This is a genomic window from Antarctobacter sp. (assembly GCF_034670325.1).
Lineage (GTDB): Bacteria > Pseudomonadota > Alphaproteobacteria > Rhodobacterales > Rhodobacteraceae > Antarctobacter.
Genome location: NZ_JAXMNR010000004.1, coordinates 477,628 through 492,972 on the forward strand (window position 1 = coordinate 477,628; position 15,345 = coordinate 492,972).

At 62.4% G+C, this 15,345-nt stretch carries 10 protein-coding genes; 7 read left to right on the plus strand and 3 right to left on the minus strand.

Annotated features, from left to right (window positions below; translation table 11 throughout):
* Positions 1–73: 73 nt before the first annotated feature.
* On the minus strand, positions 74–403 hold the full coding sequence (locus tag VOI21_RS12915; RefSeq protein WP_323770305.1) for an SMR family transporter: 330 nt from the start codon (positions 401–403) through the stop codon (positions 74–76).
* Positions 404–596: 193 nt separating this feature from the next.
* Positions 597–2,135 (minus strand): trimethylamine methyltransferase family protein, encoded by a 1,539-nt coding sequence (locus tag VOI21_RS12920; protein WP_323770306.1) that lies wholly within the window; start codon positions 2,133–2,135, stop codon positions 597–599.
* Between the two features lie 304 nt (positions 2,136–2,439).
* On the opposite strand from VOI21_RS12920, the gene VOI21_RS12925 reads away from it, so the two are divergent.
* From VOI21_RS12925 to VOI21_RS12945, 5 genes are all read left to right on the plus strand, one after another.
* Positions 2,440–3,009 carry a hypothetical protein gene (locus VOI21_RS12925; protein ID WP_323770307.1) on the plus strand — a complete coding sequence of 190 codons (570 nt, stop codon included), beginning with the start codon at positions 2,440–2,442 and terminating at the stop codon, positions 3,007–3,009.
* Positions 3,010–3,054: 45 nt separating this feature from the next.
* Positions 3,055–4,809 (plus strand): methyl-accepting chemotaxis protein, encoded by a 1,755-nt coding sequence (locus VOI21_RS12930; protein ID WP_323770308.1) that lies wholly within the window; start codon positions 3,055–3,057, stop codon positions 4,807–4,809.
* Between the two features lie 240 nt (positions 4,810–5,049).
* On the plus strand, positions 5,050–8,451 hold the full coding sequence (locus VOI21_RS12935) for a transglutaminase family protein (protein ID WP_323770309.1): 3,402 nt from the start codon (positions 5,050–5,052) through the stop codon (positions 8,449–8,451).
* Between the two features lie 2 nt (positions 8,452–8,453).
* Positions 8,454–10,853, plus strand: coding sequence for a circularly permuted type 2 ATP-grasp protein (locus VOI21_RS12940; RefSeq protein WP_323770310.1), 2,400 nt, complete (start codon positions 8,454–8,456; stop codon positions 10,851–10,853).
* 3 nt (positions 10,854–10,856) lie between these two features.
* On the plus strand, positions 10,857–11,774 hold the full coding sequence (locus tag VOI21_RS12945) for a transglutaminase family protein (protein WP_323770311.1): 918 nt from the start codon (positions 10,857–10,859) through the stop codon (positions 11,772–11,774).
* 128 nt (positions 11,775–11,902) lie between these two features.
* Here the strand turns inward: VOI21_RS12945 and VOI21_RS12950 are convergent, their stop codons facing one another.
* Positions 11,903–12,604 carry a M10 family metallopeptidase C-terminal domain-containing protein gene (locus tag VOI21_RS12950; protein ID WP_323770312.1) on the minus strand — a complete coding sequence of 234 codons (702 nt, stop codon included), beginning with the start codon at positions 12,602–12,604 and terminating at the stop codon, positions 11,903–11,905.
* Positions 12,605–13,137: 533 nt separating this feature from the next.
* Between VOI21_RS12950 and VOI21_RS12955 the strand changes: the two genes are divergently transcribed.
* Both VOI21_RS12955 and VOI21_RS12960 read left to right on the plus strand, forming a co-directional pair.
* Positions 13,138–14,253 carry an MHYT domain-containing protein gene (locus VOI21_RS12955; RefSeq protein ID WP_323770313.1) on the plus strand — a complete coding sequence of 372 codons (1,116 nt, stop codon included), beginning with the start codon at positions 13,138–13,140 and terminating at the stop codon, positions 14,251–14,253.
* Positions 14,254–14,502: 249 nt separating this feature from the next.
* Positions 14,503–15,339: a xanthine dehydrogenase family protein subunit M gene (locus tag VOI21_RS12960; RefSeq protein ID WP_323770314.1), complete on the plus strand. Its 837-nt coding sequence runs from the start codon at positions 14,503–14,505 to the stop codon at positions 15,337–15,339.
* Positions 15,340–15,345: the final 6 nt, after the last annotated feature.

The window sequence follows — 15,345 nt, forward strand, 5'->3', positions numbered from 1 at the left end:
ACAGGCGGCTGTCCGGCCTCGCGACAAGTCGACAACAGGTCTGAAGGGCGAGAGTCCGGTTTCGGGCGCGGTTCTAGTGGGGTGACGTGTTCGAAAAGAGATGAATGACCAGAATGCCGGTCAGGATGAGTCCCATGCCCAGAACAGCGGGCAGGTCGAGCCGTTGCCCAAAAACCACCAGACCAATAACCGCAATGAGTACAATCCCAAGCCCCGACCAGATCGCATAGGCGATGCCCACAGGGAAGAACTTCAGCGCGATTCCCAGCAGGTAAAAGGCCGCGCCGTAGGCGAGGACGACTATGATCGTCGGCCCCAGCTTGGAAAACTGCTGACTGGCCTGTAGTGCGGTCGTTCCAATTGTTTCGGCCAGAACGGCAAAAGCAAGGATCAGGTAAGGCATCGCAATCTCCGGAACGCGCAGGAAACGACGGGCGCGCATTCACCGCTAGCGCGCCCCGCGCCCGACCGCAAGCGGCCGGATCCTATGGGGATTGAGCGGCTTGTCGTCCCTATGCCGCTGCGGGCGGCAACCGCCAGCGTGCTCCCAAGCCTTGTTGGTCTCGGAGAGGCAGCGCCCGTTGCCGCGCGCGGTGTCAGGCAGGCAGGTGGATGTTGAACCGCGCTCGGATTGCGGTGTCGGTGGCAGCGTCAAACCGCGCAGGGCTGCGGGTGGCAAGGATTCCTTCCTTGCGGCTGGTCGCGTTGACCAGCAGATCGGGCTTTTCCTTTTCTTCCCATTCCTTCGGGGAACTGCGGTTGCCCAGCTTTGGGTAAACATGGTCGCTTTGCATCCGGCCAAGGGTGGCGTCGGTGCCAAGGTAGTGTCCCGGTCCGTTCAGGCAGACATCGCGCATCTGCTCTAGCGCCAGCGTTTCGTCGTCTACCTCGATCCCGCGCACGCAGCGCAGGGCCTGACCAATCAGATCGTCGCCAAGGATCAGGCTTTCGTGGCAGAACCCCAACAATGAGGCATGCATTCCGGCGGCCTCGTAGACCATGTTCAGGCCTGACAGCCCGGCCATGACATTGGTGCACATCTGCTCCCATCCTGCCTGCATGTCCGGCAGTTTGGAATCCGACGCCCCCCCGGTGGCCCCGCCAGGCAGACCATAAAACGCATGCATCTGCGCGCAGCCCGAAGACAGCAGTGCTTGTTCGCCCGATCCCACGGTCATGGCACCAGACCGCAGGTCCAGCCCAAAAGGCCATGTGCCAAAGATCGCCGGATGGCCCGGTTTCAGCGCGTTGACATAGACCACACCGGCAAGGCATTCGGCGACGGCCTGCACGATGGCCCCGGCGATGGTGGAGGGTGCGGTGGCACCTGCCATCCCGGCGCTCAACAGCAGCACTGGCATGCCGCCATGAATGCACGCCTCCATCGCCTGACAGCTTTCCGTGGCGAATTTCATCGGTGGCACGACGAAGCAGTTCGAATTGGACACGAAAGGCCGGGCACGCCAAGCCTCCTCGCCACCGGCAATCAAATGCAAGAGCTCCAGACCCTCGGCGACATGTGACGGGTCAGAGAATGACGTTCCAATGTGCTTGGTAGTGCCCGCGCAGCAGGCGTAGATGGTGTTCAGGTCCATCTCGCGGTTGTCGAGGATGTCCCGCGCCACCATAGGCCGTTGCAGGAAATGGATATTGTCCAGAACGTGCGCGATGCGGGCAGCATCGTGCAGATCCTGAAGCGTGCTTTCGCGATAGTTGCGACCTGCAACATCGACCATATGCACCGCGGCGCCCGCTGTGCCGTAGTGGACCCGCTGCCCCGACAGGTCGAGGTCAAAGCGCGGGTCACGGCCACACAGTGAAAGATCGCGGCAGGCTTTTGCCAGCATGTCCTCGACCAACGACGGCGAAAACCTCAGCCGACCGTCGTCGCCCAGTCTGGCACCGGCGTCTGTCAGCAGTTCGATCCCCGAAGGAGGCGCATCTGCAAGGCCGATTTCGTCGAGCGCAAGCAGGGCTGTTGCATGGATTCGCTCGACTTGGGTGTCGGTCAGCGGGCGGAACGTGCCGCCGGTCATACCGGGACGGACGGGGCGGATGTCTTCGGACAGGGCGGCCGCGCGGGCGGCGACCCGGGCGGCGCGGCCACCACTGCGGCGCGAAAGAGGTGCTGTCATGATCGGAGGTCCATTATTCGGGAATACCAAGGGCAGATCGAAGTCGGCGGGCTTAGTCCGGCCGACCACGGGCCGCGCGTCCGCGTCGGGCACCAATCTTGCGCAAGTTCAATGAGATGGTTGCGTTTTCCCAGCACATGTCTGCCAGCGTCTCCGACCGCATAGGTCTTGTCTGTGCCGAAAACGACGCCGTGTCGCTTTTGATCCGGAGGCAAAAATGAATTCAATTTTACAGACGGTTAAGGGCACGTAAATGCGCTGCGCCTAATGTGCGGGCACCCGAATCCAACACCGGAGTACTCCAATGATCCGCGCTTTTCTTCTGTCCGCCGCGCTTGTCGCGACACCCCCCATGGCCATGGCGGTCGAACCCCATGCGGCTATGCAGGCCTATGTAGATGCCGAAATCATGACTTGGGCGCATGACGGCACCATCATCAATGCGATCGCTGCTCAGAACGCCGAAACATCTGGCTATGATGCCATTCAAATCGATGCGCTGGACAAGACTTGGCGCGCCGAGGTTGGCACCGGCTCTGATCTGGTCAATGGCGTGCTCAAGAACGCGGCTGCCGATTTCCTGCGCACGCAGATTGCCTCCAGTGGCGGCATGATCACTGAGATTTTTGTCATGGATGCCCAAGGTCTGAACGTTGCCGCGTCCGGCGCCACCTCTGACTATTGGCAAGGGGATGAGGCCAAGTTTCAGGAAACCTATCCCAAGGGCGCGTCCGCCGTGCACTTTGGCGAGATCGAATTCGACGAGTCCAGCCAGACCTATCAGGCGCAGATCTCTGTCACGATCACGGACCCTGCAAGCGGTAAGCCCATCGGCGCGATGACCATCGGCATCGATGCCGAAGCGCTAATGTAAAAAATCCGACAAAAACGAAACTCAAAACGGGCAAGGAACGCGAGCATGACACAGGACGACAAGGGGCGGCTTGGGGCTGGGCTCCATTCAGTATTCGTCAGATGTGCGGCGATCATGGCCGTCACCACGATTGTGGTGGCGGGTCTGATTTCGGTCCAGGCGGGGTCCTTGATAAAAGGACTGGCAGTCAAGGGCGTCGTCGATCAGGCGGCCAAATCAGCTGAACGCTACGCAGAGTCGCTGGTCAAACCGATCCGGTTCAGAGTCGTGCCCAAGATCGAAGAAATGACTTCGGCCGCAATGAACGCGGCCGGAGCAGACGGGAGCGCCATGGTGGTCTTGGACGCAGAGGGCGCGCTTTTGGCAAGCGCGGGTGATGATCCGGCCCTTGTCGATGAGATTTCAGCTCTTGCCCGCACTGCCTTGGCAGAGGGTACACGGCAATTGGCGGTGGGCGGGTTGATCGTCGCAGAACCTGTGCTGGCTGAACCCGAGGGGCCGGTAATCGGTGCCTTGGTGGTGGCGTTGAACGCAGATGCGGCGCTTGCGGAATCCCGGAACGAAAAAAAGCTGATTATGATGACCGCGGCGGTCGTGTTCGTCGTCCTGATGGCAGGCACGCTCTTGGTACTGCAACGCAGCCTGGGACGCCCCCTGCGGCAGCTGACCGAAGCGGTCAATCGTGTTTCGCAAGGCGACTATGAGACCGAGGTCGGAATGGCCGGGAGGCGTGACGAGTTCGGTGAAATCGGGGCGCACATGCGGTCGCTGATCGTCGCGTTGCGTGATGCTCGCGCCGCCGAGGAAGAGCGCGCCGAGAACATGGAACGGCAGGTCGAAATGGTTCACCACCTGGGTACGGCATTGGACATGCTGGCCGATGGCGTGCTCAACCGCGAGATCGAGGCTGAATTCCCAGAGGAATACGCGGCATTGCGCGCCAACTATAACCGGGCCATCGCCAGCCTTCGGAAAGTGATCGACGAGGTTTCGGCGAGTGCGGGCAGCCTGCTGGACAACGCCAACCAGATCACCTCGGCTTCTGACGATCTGGCCCGCCGGACGGAAACGCAGGCGGCCACACTGGAGCAATCGGCGGCGGCGCTGGAGGAACTGTTGAGCAGTGTCACAGCGGCAGCGGAAAACGCGCAGAGCGCCGATGAGCAGGTGCGCCAAACCCGCGATATCGCCGAACGCAACGGGCAGGTGATGAAGTCCGCCATCGAGGCGATGGGCGCAATCGAGAAGTCCTCGGATCAGATCAGCGAGATCACCAACGTGATCGACGACATCGCCTTCCAGACCAATCTTCTGGCGCTCAATGCCGGGGTCGAGGCGGCCCGGGCCGGAGAATCGGGCAAGGGGTTCGCCGTGGTGGCGACAGAGGTCCGGGGGCTGGCCCAGCGTAGCGCTGCAGCGGCGCAACAGATCAAGGATCTGATCACCGGCGCTGGCGAGCAGGTTAACAGTGGTGTCAAACTGGTCGAAGAGGCCGGTGGCGCTTTGGACGACGTGCTGGCCCGAGTGGCCGATGTTTCGAAAATGGTCAGCGGGATCGCGAACAGCGCCGGGGAACAGGCGCAGGGTCTGCAGGAAATCAATGTGGGCGTGTCAAATCTGGACCGGGTGACGCAACAGAACGCGGCCATGGTGGAAGAGGCCACCGCCTCGGCACATATGATGCGCGGCGATGCCAGCGCCCTCAGCGAAACCGTCGGTCGTTTCACGACGCAAAAAGCGGGTTCTTCCGACCGCGCTGACAGCAAGACTGTCAAGAAGCCGACCAATAAGGCGGCTTGAGCACGAGGGCCTGTGAATTTGGGTGTTTTCTGCTGAAACACCCTTGGGCGGTCTATAATCCGGCACTTGCATAGCGTCTTGCGCCGGATTGCTCAAAAAAAAGGCGTTTGCCGAAAGCTGTCTCTTGGGGGCGGCAACGACAGGCCGAATGTCTGACGACAGTGGCAACGGGTTTACATCCCGGCCTGCGAAGGGTTCTGTGGAAAAAGGAAAACGCAACACGGAACAGACGGGAAAAAAATGGCGATTACGGCGAGCATTCGGCACCTCACGCACTACACGTACGACCGACCGGTCACCTTGTCTCCGCAGATCATCCGTCTACGCCCTGCACCTCACAGCCGCACCCGGGTGATCAGCCATTCGCTCAAAGTGTCGCCGGAAGGGCATTTCGTAAACCACCAGCAGGACATCTACGGCAACTGGCTGGCGCGTTTTGTGTTTCCGGAGCCGGTGACAGAATTCCGGATTGAGGTTGATCTGGTTGCCGACATGACCGTCTACAACCCGTTCGACTTTTTCGTGGATGACGTGGCCCGCGAATGGCCCTTTTCCTACCCCGAAGATATCGCCCCGGATCTCGCGGTTTACCGCAAGGCCGTGCCGATCACCCCAAAGGTCAAGGCATGGGTCGAAAGCGTTCCGCGCAAAAAACAGGTCACCATTGATTTCTTGGTCGAGTTGAACCGACAGCTCGAAACCGAAATCGACTACCTGATCCGGATGGAGCCGGGCGTGCAGACGCCCGAAGAGACATTGACCAAAGGCTCGGGCTCTTGCCGCGATACCAGTTGGCTGCTGATCAATATCCTGCGCCATCTTGGTTTCGCGACACGCTTTGTCTCGGGCTACCTGATCCAACTGAAGCCGGACCTTGAGGCGCTGGATGGCCCCTCGGGTACGGACCATGACTTTACCGATCTGCACGCATGGTGTGAGGTCTATCTGCCCGGCGCGGGCTGGGTCGGCCTTGACCCGACCAGCGGCTTGCTGACCGGCGAAAGCCACATCCCGCTGGCCGCGACCCCACATTACAGCAATGCGGCCCCCATCGTGGGCGGCTTTGAGGGGCACGAGGACACCAAGACAGATTTCGATTTTGCGATGGAGGTCAACCGCATCGCGGAACACCCACGCATCACCAAGCCGTTCTCCGAGGAAAGCTGGGACGCGCTGGATGCGTTGGGCCAAAAGGTCGACGAGGAAATCGAGGCGGCGGACATGCGCCTGACCATGGGCGGTGAGCCGACCTTTGTGTCCATCGACGATTTCGAAAGCCCGGAATGGAACACTGATGCCGTCGGCCCGCAAAAGCGCGATCTGGCAGACCAGTTGATCCGGCGACTTCACGACAAGTTCGCCCCCGGCGGTTTCCTGCACTACGGGCAGGGCAAATGGTACCCGGGCGAAACTCTGCCACGCTGGACCTTTTCGCTGTACTGGCGACACGATGGCAAACCGATCTGGCGCAACAAGGACCTGGTGGCCCGGGAAACCGACAAGTCCGCGACAGAGGTTGACGCCGAACGCTTCATGGTCGGCTTTGCCAAGTCGTTGGAGATCGGGACGGAATACGTGCAACCCGCGTTCGAGGACCCGGCCGTCTGGATCCTCAAAGAGGCGGAATTGCCAGAGAACGTGACGCCCGAGGATTCCCGTCTGAAAGACCCCGAAGCCCGGCAACGGATCGCGCGTGTGTTTGAGCGTGGTTTGGACAAGCCTGCCGGGTTTGTGCTGCCGATCCAGCGCTGGCAATCGCGTGCCTTTGGCCGTGGCTGGAGGTCGGAACGGTGGCGCGCACGACGCGGCCATCTGTTCCTGATCCCCGGCGACAGCCCGGTGGGCTTTCGCCTGCCTCTGGGTACGCTGCCCTATGTCAGCCCGTCCAACTATCCCTACGTCTATCCGGCAGACCCCAATGTGCCGGTCGACGAATTGCCGGATTTCCTGGAAATGGACGACAAGCGGCAGGCCGTTTTCGAAGAGCTGCGCCGCATCGCTCAGGAAGAGCGCGACACCTTGCCGGAAACCACGCCGGGCCGCGAACAACCCGTTTCCGCCCTGCGCGGGGATGAACCGTCAGAGGCGCTGCGCGAACAGGCGGTGACGCCGGAGGGGGCGACCGTGCGGACCGCCATCGCGGTAGAGCCGCGCGATGGCAAGCTTTGCCTCTTCATGCCGCCGGTTGAACAGCTTGAGGATTACCTTGAACTGATCTCTGCCGCAGAGGCCACCGCCGAGGCGCTGGACCTTCCGCTGCACATCGAAGGCTATACACCGCCGCACGATTCCCGCCTGAACGTGATCAAGGTGGCACCGGACCCCGGCGTGATTGAGGTCAACGTGCATCCCGCGTCTAGCTGGAAGGATTGCGTCGACATCACCAGCACGGTCTACGATGAGGCCCGTCAGTGCCGCCTTGGCGCCGACAAGTTCATGATCGATGGCAAACACACCGGGACCGGCGGCGGCAACCACGTCGTCGTGGGCGGCGCGACGCCAATGGACTCTCCCTTCCTGCGGCGACCCGACCTGCTGCGCTCACTGATCCTGTACATGCAGCGGCATCCTTCGATGTCCTATCTGTTCTCGGGCACCTTCATCGGGCCGACCAGTCAGGCACCACGGATTGACGAGGCGCGGCACGACACGCTCTATGAACTCGAAATTGCCATGTCGCAGATCCCCGACCCGGATGAAGGGGGGACGCCGCCGCCTTGGCTGGTGGACCGGCTGCTGCGCAACATCCTGATCGACGTCACCGGAAACACCCACCGGGCAGAGATCTGCATCGACAAGCTGTATTCGCCGGACGGTCCGACCGGGCGTCTGGGGCTGGTGGAATTCCGCGGCTTCGAGATGCCGCCCGATCCGCGCATGAGCCTTGCGCAGCAGGTGCTGATCCGCGCGCTGCTGGTGCGGCTGTGGAAGTCGCCCGTCAAGGGCAAGCCGGTGCGCTGGGGCACCACGCTGCACGACCGGTTCATGTTGCCGGAATTCGTCTGGGCCGATTTCCTCGACGTGCTGCGCGATCTCAAGGAACACGGGTTCGATCTGCGGCCCGAATGGTATGAGGCGCAGCGTGAATTCCGCTTCCCCTTTGCCGGGGAGATCGAAGCCGACGGCGTGCACCTAGAGGTGCGTCAGGCGCTGGAGCCGTGGCATGTGCTGGGCGAACGCGGGGCAATCGGCGGCACGGTTCGCTATACCGACAGTTCGGTTGAGCGGATGCAGGTGCAACTGACCTCTGCCGATCCGGACCGCTACGTTGTCTGTTGTAATCAACGCAGGATACCGATGACACAGACCGGGGAAAGCGGACGCCGCGTCGGCGGTGTGCGGTTCAAGGCGTGGCAACCGGCTGAGGCGCTGCACCCGGTGCTGCCGGTGGATGCACCGCTAATCTTCGATATCTTTGACACATGGTCGGGGCGGGCAATCGGTGGGTGTACCTATCATGTCGCGCATCCGGGCGGGCGGAGTTACGACACGTTCCCGGTCAATACCAATGAGGCGGATGCCCGTCGTCTTGCGCGGTTTGAGAAATGGGGGCATACCCCGGGGACCTACCAACCGGCCACCGAAAACACGCATCCGGAGTTCCCGATGACACTCGACCTGCGCCGCGCCCCCTGGATCTGAATATGGTCGAAACCGGCGCCGCTGCACCGGCGCGCAAGGCGCCGCTGGAACATTATCAGCCACCCAAAGGGGTGGCTGATGAATTGTTGCGGCGTGACGGCACCCTGCGCCCGGCGTGGAAGCCTATGATTGACCATCTGGCCGGGCGCGATCCCGGCCAGGTTGCTCAGGACTTTGCCCGCGGCGACCTCTACCTGCAGGATGCGGGCGTCTACTATCGCCAGTATACCGGCGACGAATCCGCCATGCGTAACTGGCCGCTTAGCCATATCCCGGTGATCATTGGCGAGTCCGAGTGGCGCGAACTTGCCGCCGGGATCGAACAGCGGGCCGAACTGCTGGAACGTACGATGGCGGACCTTTACGGTCCTGCCGATCTGGTCAAACGTGGCTTGCTGCCGCCGCAATTGATCGCGCGCAATCCCGAATGGCTCAACCCTATGGTTGGGGTGAAACCGCGCTCGGGGCATTATCTGCATTTTCTCGCCTTTGAGATCGGGCGCTCGCCCGATGGCAGTTGGCTGGTGCTGGGCGACCGGACGCAGGCCCCATCGGGCAGCGGCTTTGCGCTGGAAAATCGTATGGCGACCCTGCGCGTCTTCCATGAGCTATACCCTGAGGCGAATGTTCAGCGGCTGGCCGGGTTCTTTCGCAGTTTCAGGGATCGACTGACCCAGCTGCGCGGGACAGAGCAAGGGCAGGTGGCGATCCTGACCCCGGGTCAGCACACCGACACCTATTTCGAACACGCCTATATTGCGCGATATCTTGGCTTCCTCCTTCTGGAATCTGAGGATCTGGTGACGATAGACGGCAAGCTGATGGTGCGCACGATCAGCGGGCTGGAGCCGGTCAGCGTGCTTTGGCGACGCCTCGATTCACGATTTGCCGATCCGCTGGAACTGGATGAAACGTCGGCGCTTGGCACGCCGGGCATGGTCAGCACGCTGCGCTCAGGATCAGTGACGATGCTGAACTGCCTTGGGTCGGGTGTGCTGGAGGCGCGGGCGCTGATGGCCTTTCTGCCGCGTATCTCCGAGGCGCTGCTGGGAGAGCGGCTGAAGCTGCCCAACATTGCCACATGGTGGTGCGGGCAGGCCAAGGAACGCGCCTATGTTCGCGACAATCTGGAACGGATGATGATCGGTCCCGCTTTGTCGACCGATCTTCCGTTTGACTTCGACAGCACCACGGCGCTTGGCGGCCGGTTCCGGGACAATGCGCGCGGGCCTGTGCTCGACTGGTTGGAAAAGAACGGCGACTCGCTGGTGGGACAGGAGGCGGTGACGCTGTCCACGACACCCGCGATGATCGATGGTCAACTGGTGCCGCGGCCTATGGTGGTGCGGGTCTTTGCGGCGCGCACGCGCGATGGTTGGACCGTGATGCCGGGTGGCTACGCCCGCATCGGGCGCAATGGCGACCCCACGGCGCTGGCCATGCAAAGCGGCGGGTCAGTGGCGGATGTCTGGGTTGTCGGCGACCGTCCGGTTGCCCCCGATACCCTGTCAGGCCAGCAGCCCGGACCTTTTGTGCGGCGGATGCCCGGACGGCTTCCGGCACGGGCGGCGGATAACCTGTTCTGGCTGGGACGCTATGTGGAGCGGGCGGATTTCACCGCACGGACCCTGCGGGCCTATCACCTGCGGTTGGAGGATCACGGCGGGACCCCGATGCCGGTGTTCGACCAGTTGGGCCGCTATCTTCAGGGCCGGGGGCTGTACCTGTCGCAACCCATGCCGGACCTGTTCCTGACCCTGCTGGAAAACGCACGGGGCTGCGCCAGCAAGGTGCGGGACAGGTTCTCGGACGACGGATGGTACGCGCTGGACGAACTGGAGGGCGCGGCGCGCGCATTGGCCGGAGCGGTCGAGCCGGGTGATGCCACCGGCCGCGCGCTTAGCCAGTTGCTGCGCAAGCTGGCGGGGTTTGCCGGTCTGGTGAATGACAACATGTTCCGGTTCTCGGGCTGGCGCTTTATGTCGATGGGGCGCGCACTGGAACGCGGTGTGCAGATTTCGGACCTGCTGGCGGTGTTCTCCGATGAGGGCACGCCTCAGGGCAGCCTTGATGCCGCGCTGGAGATTGGCGACAGCGTGATGACCCACCGCCGCCGCTATTCCGTAGAGACAAACCGCACCACGGTGGTCGATCTGCTGGCGCTGGACCCGGAGAACCCTCGATCCGTCATCTATCAGGCGGGGGTGCTGCGCGATCAGCAGGCGAAATTGCCCCGGCGCAGCAAATCCAGCCAGTTGAGCGTTGTGGGCCGCCGCATCCTGCGGCTCCATACCGACCTGAGCATCGCCACACCAGAGGAACTGAGCAGTGCTGCGCTGGCCAAACTGGCCGACGATCTGCAGGCCGTGTCGGATGCCATTCATAACGAGTACATGGGGTAGGCGATGCTCTACGACGTCACGCTCGCGGTGCGCTATGCCTACAATCTGCCTGCCGCGTCCGCGCGGATGCACCTGCGCATGATGCCGGGCAGCGGTCCGGCGCAGCGGCTGGTGTCCGGTCTGCTGGTGGCCGATCCACAACCGGCCTATCGCCGGGACCGGGTGGATTTTTTTGGCAATGCGTTGACAGAGATCACCTATGATACGCCTCTGGACGCGGTCGACTTTCGCTTTACCGGGCGCATCCGGCGCAATGATCTGCCCAATGAACTGGACTTGTCCTGTGCCCTGCAGGGAATGCCGCGCGAACTGGCCGAGGTGCCGTCGCTTGCGCCAGAGTCGCCGCATCACTTTATGGCGGCATCGGACCGCGTTGCACTGGTGCCTGCGATCAGCGCCTTTGCCCGCAACCTCACGCGTTTGGACCAACCGGTGCTGAAGGTGGTCGAGGCAATTGCGCACGGGTTGCACGAGGAAATCACCTTTGACCCCACGGCGACGGATGTGACCACCGATCCGGCAGAGGCTTTTGCCAACCGGCGCGGCGTCTGTCAGGACATCAGCCATATCATGATCGCCGCCTTGCGCGGGATCGGCGTGCCTGCGGGCTATGTCTCTGGCTTTCTGCGGACGGAACCGCCCGAGGGGCAGGAACGCTTGGCCGGCGCGGATGCGATGCACGCCTGGGTGCGGGCCTGGTGTGGGCAAGAGATGGGCTGGATCGAGATTGATCCGACCAATGACATGCGCGTTGGCGCGGATCACATCAGTGTGGCGGTGGGCCGCGATTACGCCGACGTGGCGCCGGTCAAAGGCTCGCTGCGCAGTTCGGGGCTGCATAGCACGCGACACAGCGTCGATGTCGTCCCGGTGCCCGATAAGGGCCTGACAGAGGACCGCAACCGCAGCAATACCAATTGACACCGAACAGGCGATGCTGTCCTAGCCGTACGTTGCCACGACTTCTTTGCCATCGTCCCAACGGGTGACACGTTCGAACAGCATCCCACTGTTTGTTGTCATAACCGATCTCGATCTCGCGCCCGTCGTCATAGGTTATCCCGCGAGAGACGTTGGCCCCTGTCATAGGCGTTTGTCGGGCTGGTCCATTGGCCCGAGGCGGTAAAGCTGCGGGCGATGCTTTGCCATCCGTGGCTGTCGGTCGCGTCAACCTCAAGGGGGCCTTCGGTCAGGCCGCTGCCGGTCTTGTACAGACGCACTCTGGTGACCGCGCCGTGGTTCTGGATCGTGCCCAAGGCCCCGTCGGCAAAGCTCAGGGTTTCCACACCAGTCAACATGTCGGTTCTGTCGTCGCCATCGGTCAGGTCGGTGTCAGTGATCCGCAGCGTGCCGTCCCAATTCAGGTCATTCCCTTCGGAGGCGCCGGTAACGATGACTGTGTCGTCACCCGAACCGCCATCAAAGGTGTCATCACCGGCGACGGTTATGGCGTTTTCAATCACCGCCCCGCAGGCGATGCCAAAGTTGCCCACGTAGCCATCAAGATCCGACCAAGTGGCGTCTGTCAGGCTCAGGCGTTGGTTGTAGACCCGCGTTCCAAGGTCGATCAGGTCGAGTCCGTCCAAATTGACCGTCAGCGTGTCGCCTGCGTGAACGTTGAAGGCACGCCGGTCGCCGTCGCCGGACGTCGCGGCGGCGGCGATCGATCCGGTCAGGCCATGGAAATCGTAGTCATCGGTCTTCGGGTTGGGTTCTGGCAGAGAAAGCACATGGGGCAGGGGCCTGTTCATCAGGTGCGCGCCTCGCCTGGTCTTGGGCAGTGGCGAGATGCGCAGGTGCGAAACCGTCGTGCGTTGACCCGGCAGAGGGCCCCTCGCGGACCATTGGTTCTGGTCGGGAACAGACCCGACGGTTCGTATGGTGGTGGTGTGCTGCAAGATGCCTGCGCCCGGGCACATGGCCCCGCCGAGCGCCTGAGGCACGTCTTGCGAAGCTGGGGTATGCCGTGAGACCAAAGTTGTTTCAGGGCTCCTGTAGCAGCATGGCGAGCAGTAGACCGGGGCCAAACCGATCCATGGTTCGGTATGGGAATACGAATCCGTGAAGGGTTGGGCGGGAAATTTTTGAAGGCGCGTCATTGGTGCGGGTTAAGAAACAGAAAACGAAGAAAACGTCGGAGTGTTTCCGTTAGCCCGCTGTTCTGTCGAGACAAATTTTGTTCATACTATCATAAATTGTGCCAAGTCAGGCATGAGGAGGCTTTGATGCGCTTGCGCCGCGAGGATGGCATGACTAATTTTCGCGCATCTGGAGGAGCGGCTGCGTGCTGGAGTTTTCGCATCATCCGACGCTTGTGGCGGCGTCTCTTGCGGTTGCGCTCATGGCCGGATTCAGCGGTCTTGCGATCACTCGCGGCGCATCGAGTCTGCCCTTGGGGCGGCGCAAGGCGGTTGTTGCGATTTCGGCCATCGCATTGGGCGGTGGCATCTGGTCGATGCACTTTGTGGCCATGTTGGGCCTGCAACTGCCGATCCTGTTTTATTACGACGGGCTTGTGACGCTGATATCAGCGCTGATCGCGATCCTGATGGTGGGTTTGGCGCTGCTGATCCTGCATTTCCATGCACGCACGCTCGCCAGCCTGACGCTGGCAGGGGCGATAGTCGGCGCCGGGATCGTCGCGATGCATTACGTTGGCATGAGCGGGATGGAACTGTGTCGCCCGGTCTACAGCGTCGGCGGTGTGGCAGTGGCGCTGGTTGCGGCGCTGGCATTGTCGATCGCCGCGATCTGGGTGGCCTATGGCGAAAGGACACGGGGCCACATTCTGCTGGGCACGCTGTTCTTTGGTATTTCGGTCTTTGTCGTGCATTTCGTCGCCATGGCCGGAACTGGCTTTGTCGGACTGGGCAGCGGTGGCGGGGCAGGTCCGATCTTGTCGAACGAAATTCTGGCGATGGGGGTGACGCTGTCGTCCTTCGCGATCTGCGGCGCATTCCTGCTGTCCGGCGCGACCTTCTTTCCCGTGAAGGCCGCAGGACCGGCGGACTTGGACGCTGCTGCAGTACTCGAAGATGAGGTGTCAACGGCTGTCCCGGCGGGCGCGCGCGTCTCCGTCCCCTTCGAGAAAGAGGGGCGCACCCAGTTTCTTGACGCGGGCGCGATCGCTGCGGTGCGCGCGGAGGGCCATTATACGGTGCTGTACTCCGGCAGAGACAAGCTGTTCTGCCCTTGGTCGATTTCCGAGGCGGCGCGGCGATTGGGGCCTGCGGGGCTGATCCGGACCCACCGGAGCTATCTGGTCAACCCTGCCTTCGTGACGGAATTTCGACGGACCAAGGACACGGGACTGTGTTTTTTCGAGGCGGTCGAGTCGCTGCCCAAGGTGCCGGTGAGCCGCTCGCGCCTGTCGGGGGTGCGGGACGTTCTGGGCATCTGAACATCTGGCCCATCGTGCGGCCAGTTGCCGGGGTCGACAGACGGCGCTCGATCCGGCCTTTGGCCGAAACGTCGCCCCGCCCACCGTCCCCGGCCAATCCCGGTCCTCGCCGCAGGCTTCGCACCTCGTGCAGGTATTTCGCATTTCGTGCGCGTCGCCCTGCACTTCATGGCTCTTTCGTTGGTTCGCGTCCTCCTTCGGGGAACTCTGACAGCGCGCGGCAGGAGACCGCAGGGAGGACATTCGATAATGATACCAGCCGCGTTCGAATACCATCGGCCGATCGACGTTGCGTCGGCCATCGGCCTTTTGCAGACACATGGCGATGAGGCGCGCGTGGTCGCGGGCGGGCACAGCTTGATCCCGATGATGAAGCTGCGCATGGCCTACCTGTCGCATCTGGTCGACCTTCAGGACATTGCCGAGCTTAAGGGCATCGACGTGGGCGCGGGCAGCGTGACCATAGGCGCGATGACCACCCAGAATGAATTGATCACAAATGCAGGCCTGTCCCAAGCAGTGCCGATCCTGCGCGAGGCGGCGCTACAGATTGCCGATCCGCAGGTACGCTATGTCGGCACCATCGGCGGCAATGTCGCCAACGGCGATCCGGGCAATGACATGCCGGGTCTGATGCAGTGCCTTGATGCCTCATATGAGGTGGTCGGCCCGGACGGCGCGCGCGAAATCGCGGCGCGGGCGTTCTACGACTCCGCCTATTTCACCGCGCGCAGCGATGAGGAGATCCTGACGCGGATCACCATCCCTCTGCCAGCCGCGGGCACCGGATATGCCTATGAAAAGCAAAAGCGCAAGATTGGCGACTATGCCACTGCCGCCGCGGCGGTGCTGGTGGGCCAAGGCGGCGCATCGATTGCCATGACCAATCTGGCGGATACGCCGATCTGGTCGGCAGAGGCGGGTGCGGCTCTGGCCGCCGGGGACAGGGAGGGCGCTGTCAGCGCCGCGCTCGCCGCCATTGATCCGCAGGAGGACATGCGCGGACCGGTGGAATTCAAGAAACATGTGGCGGGCATCGTTTTGCGCCGCGCCATCGACCGGGCGCTGTCGCGCGTCGCGGGCTGAGGGGAA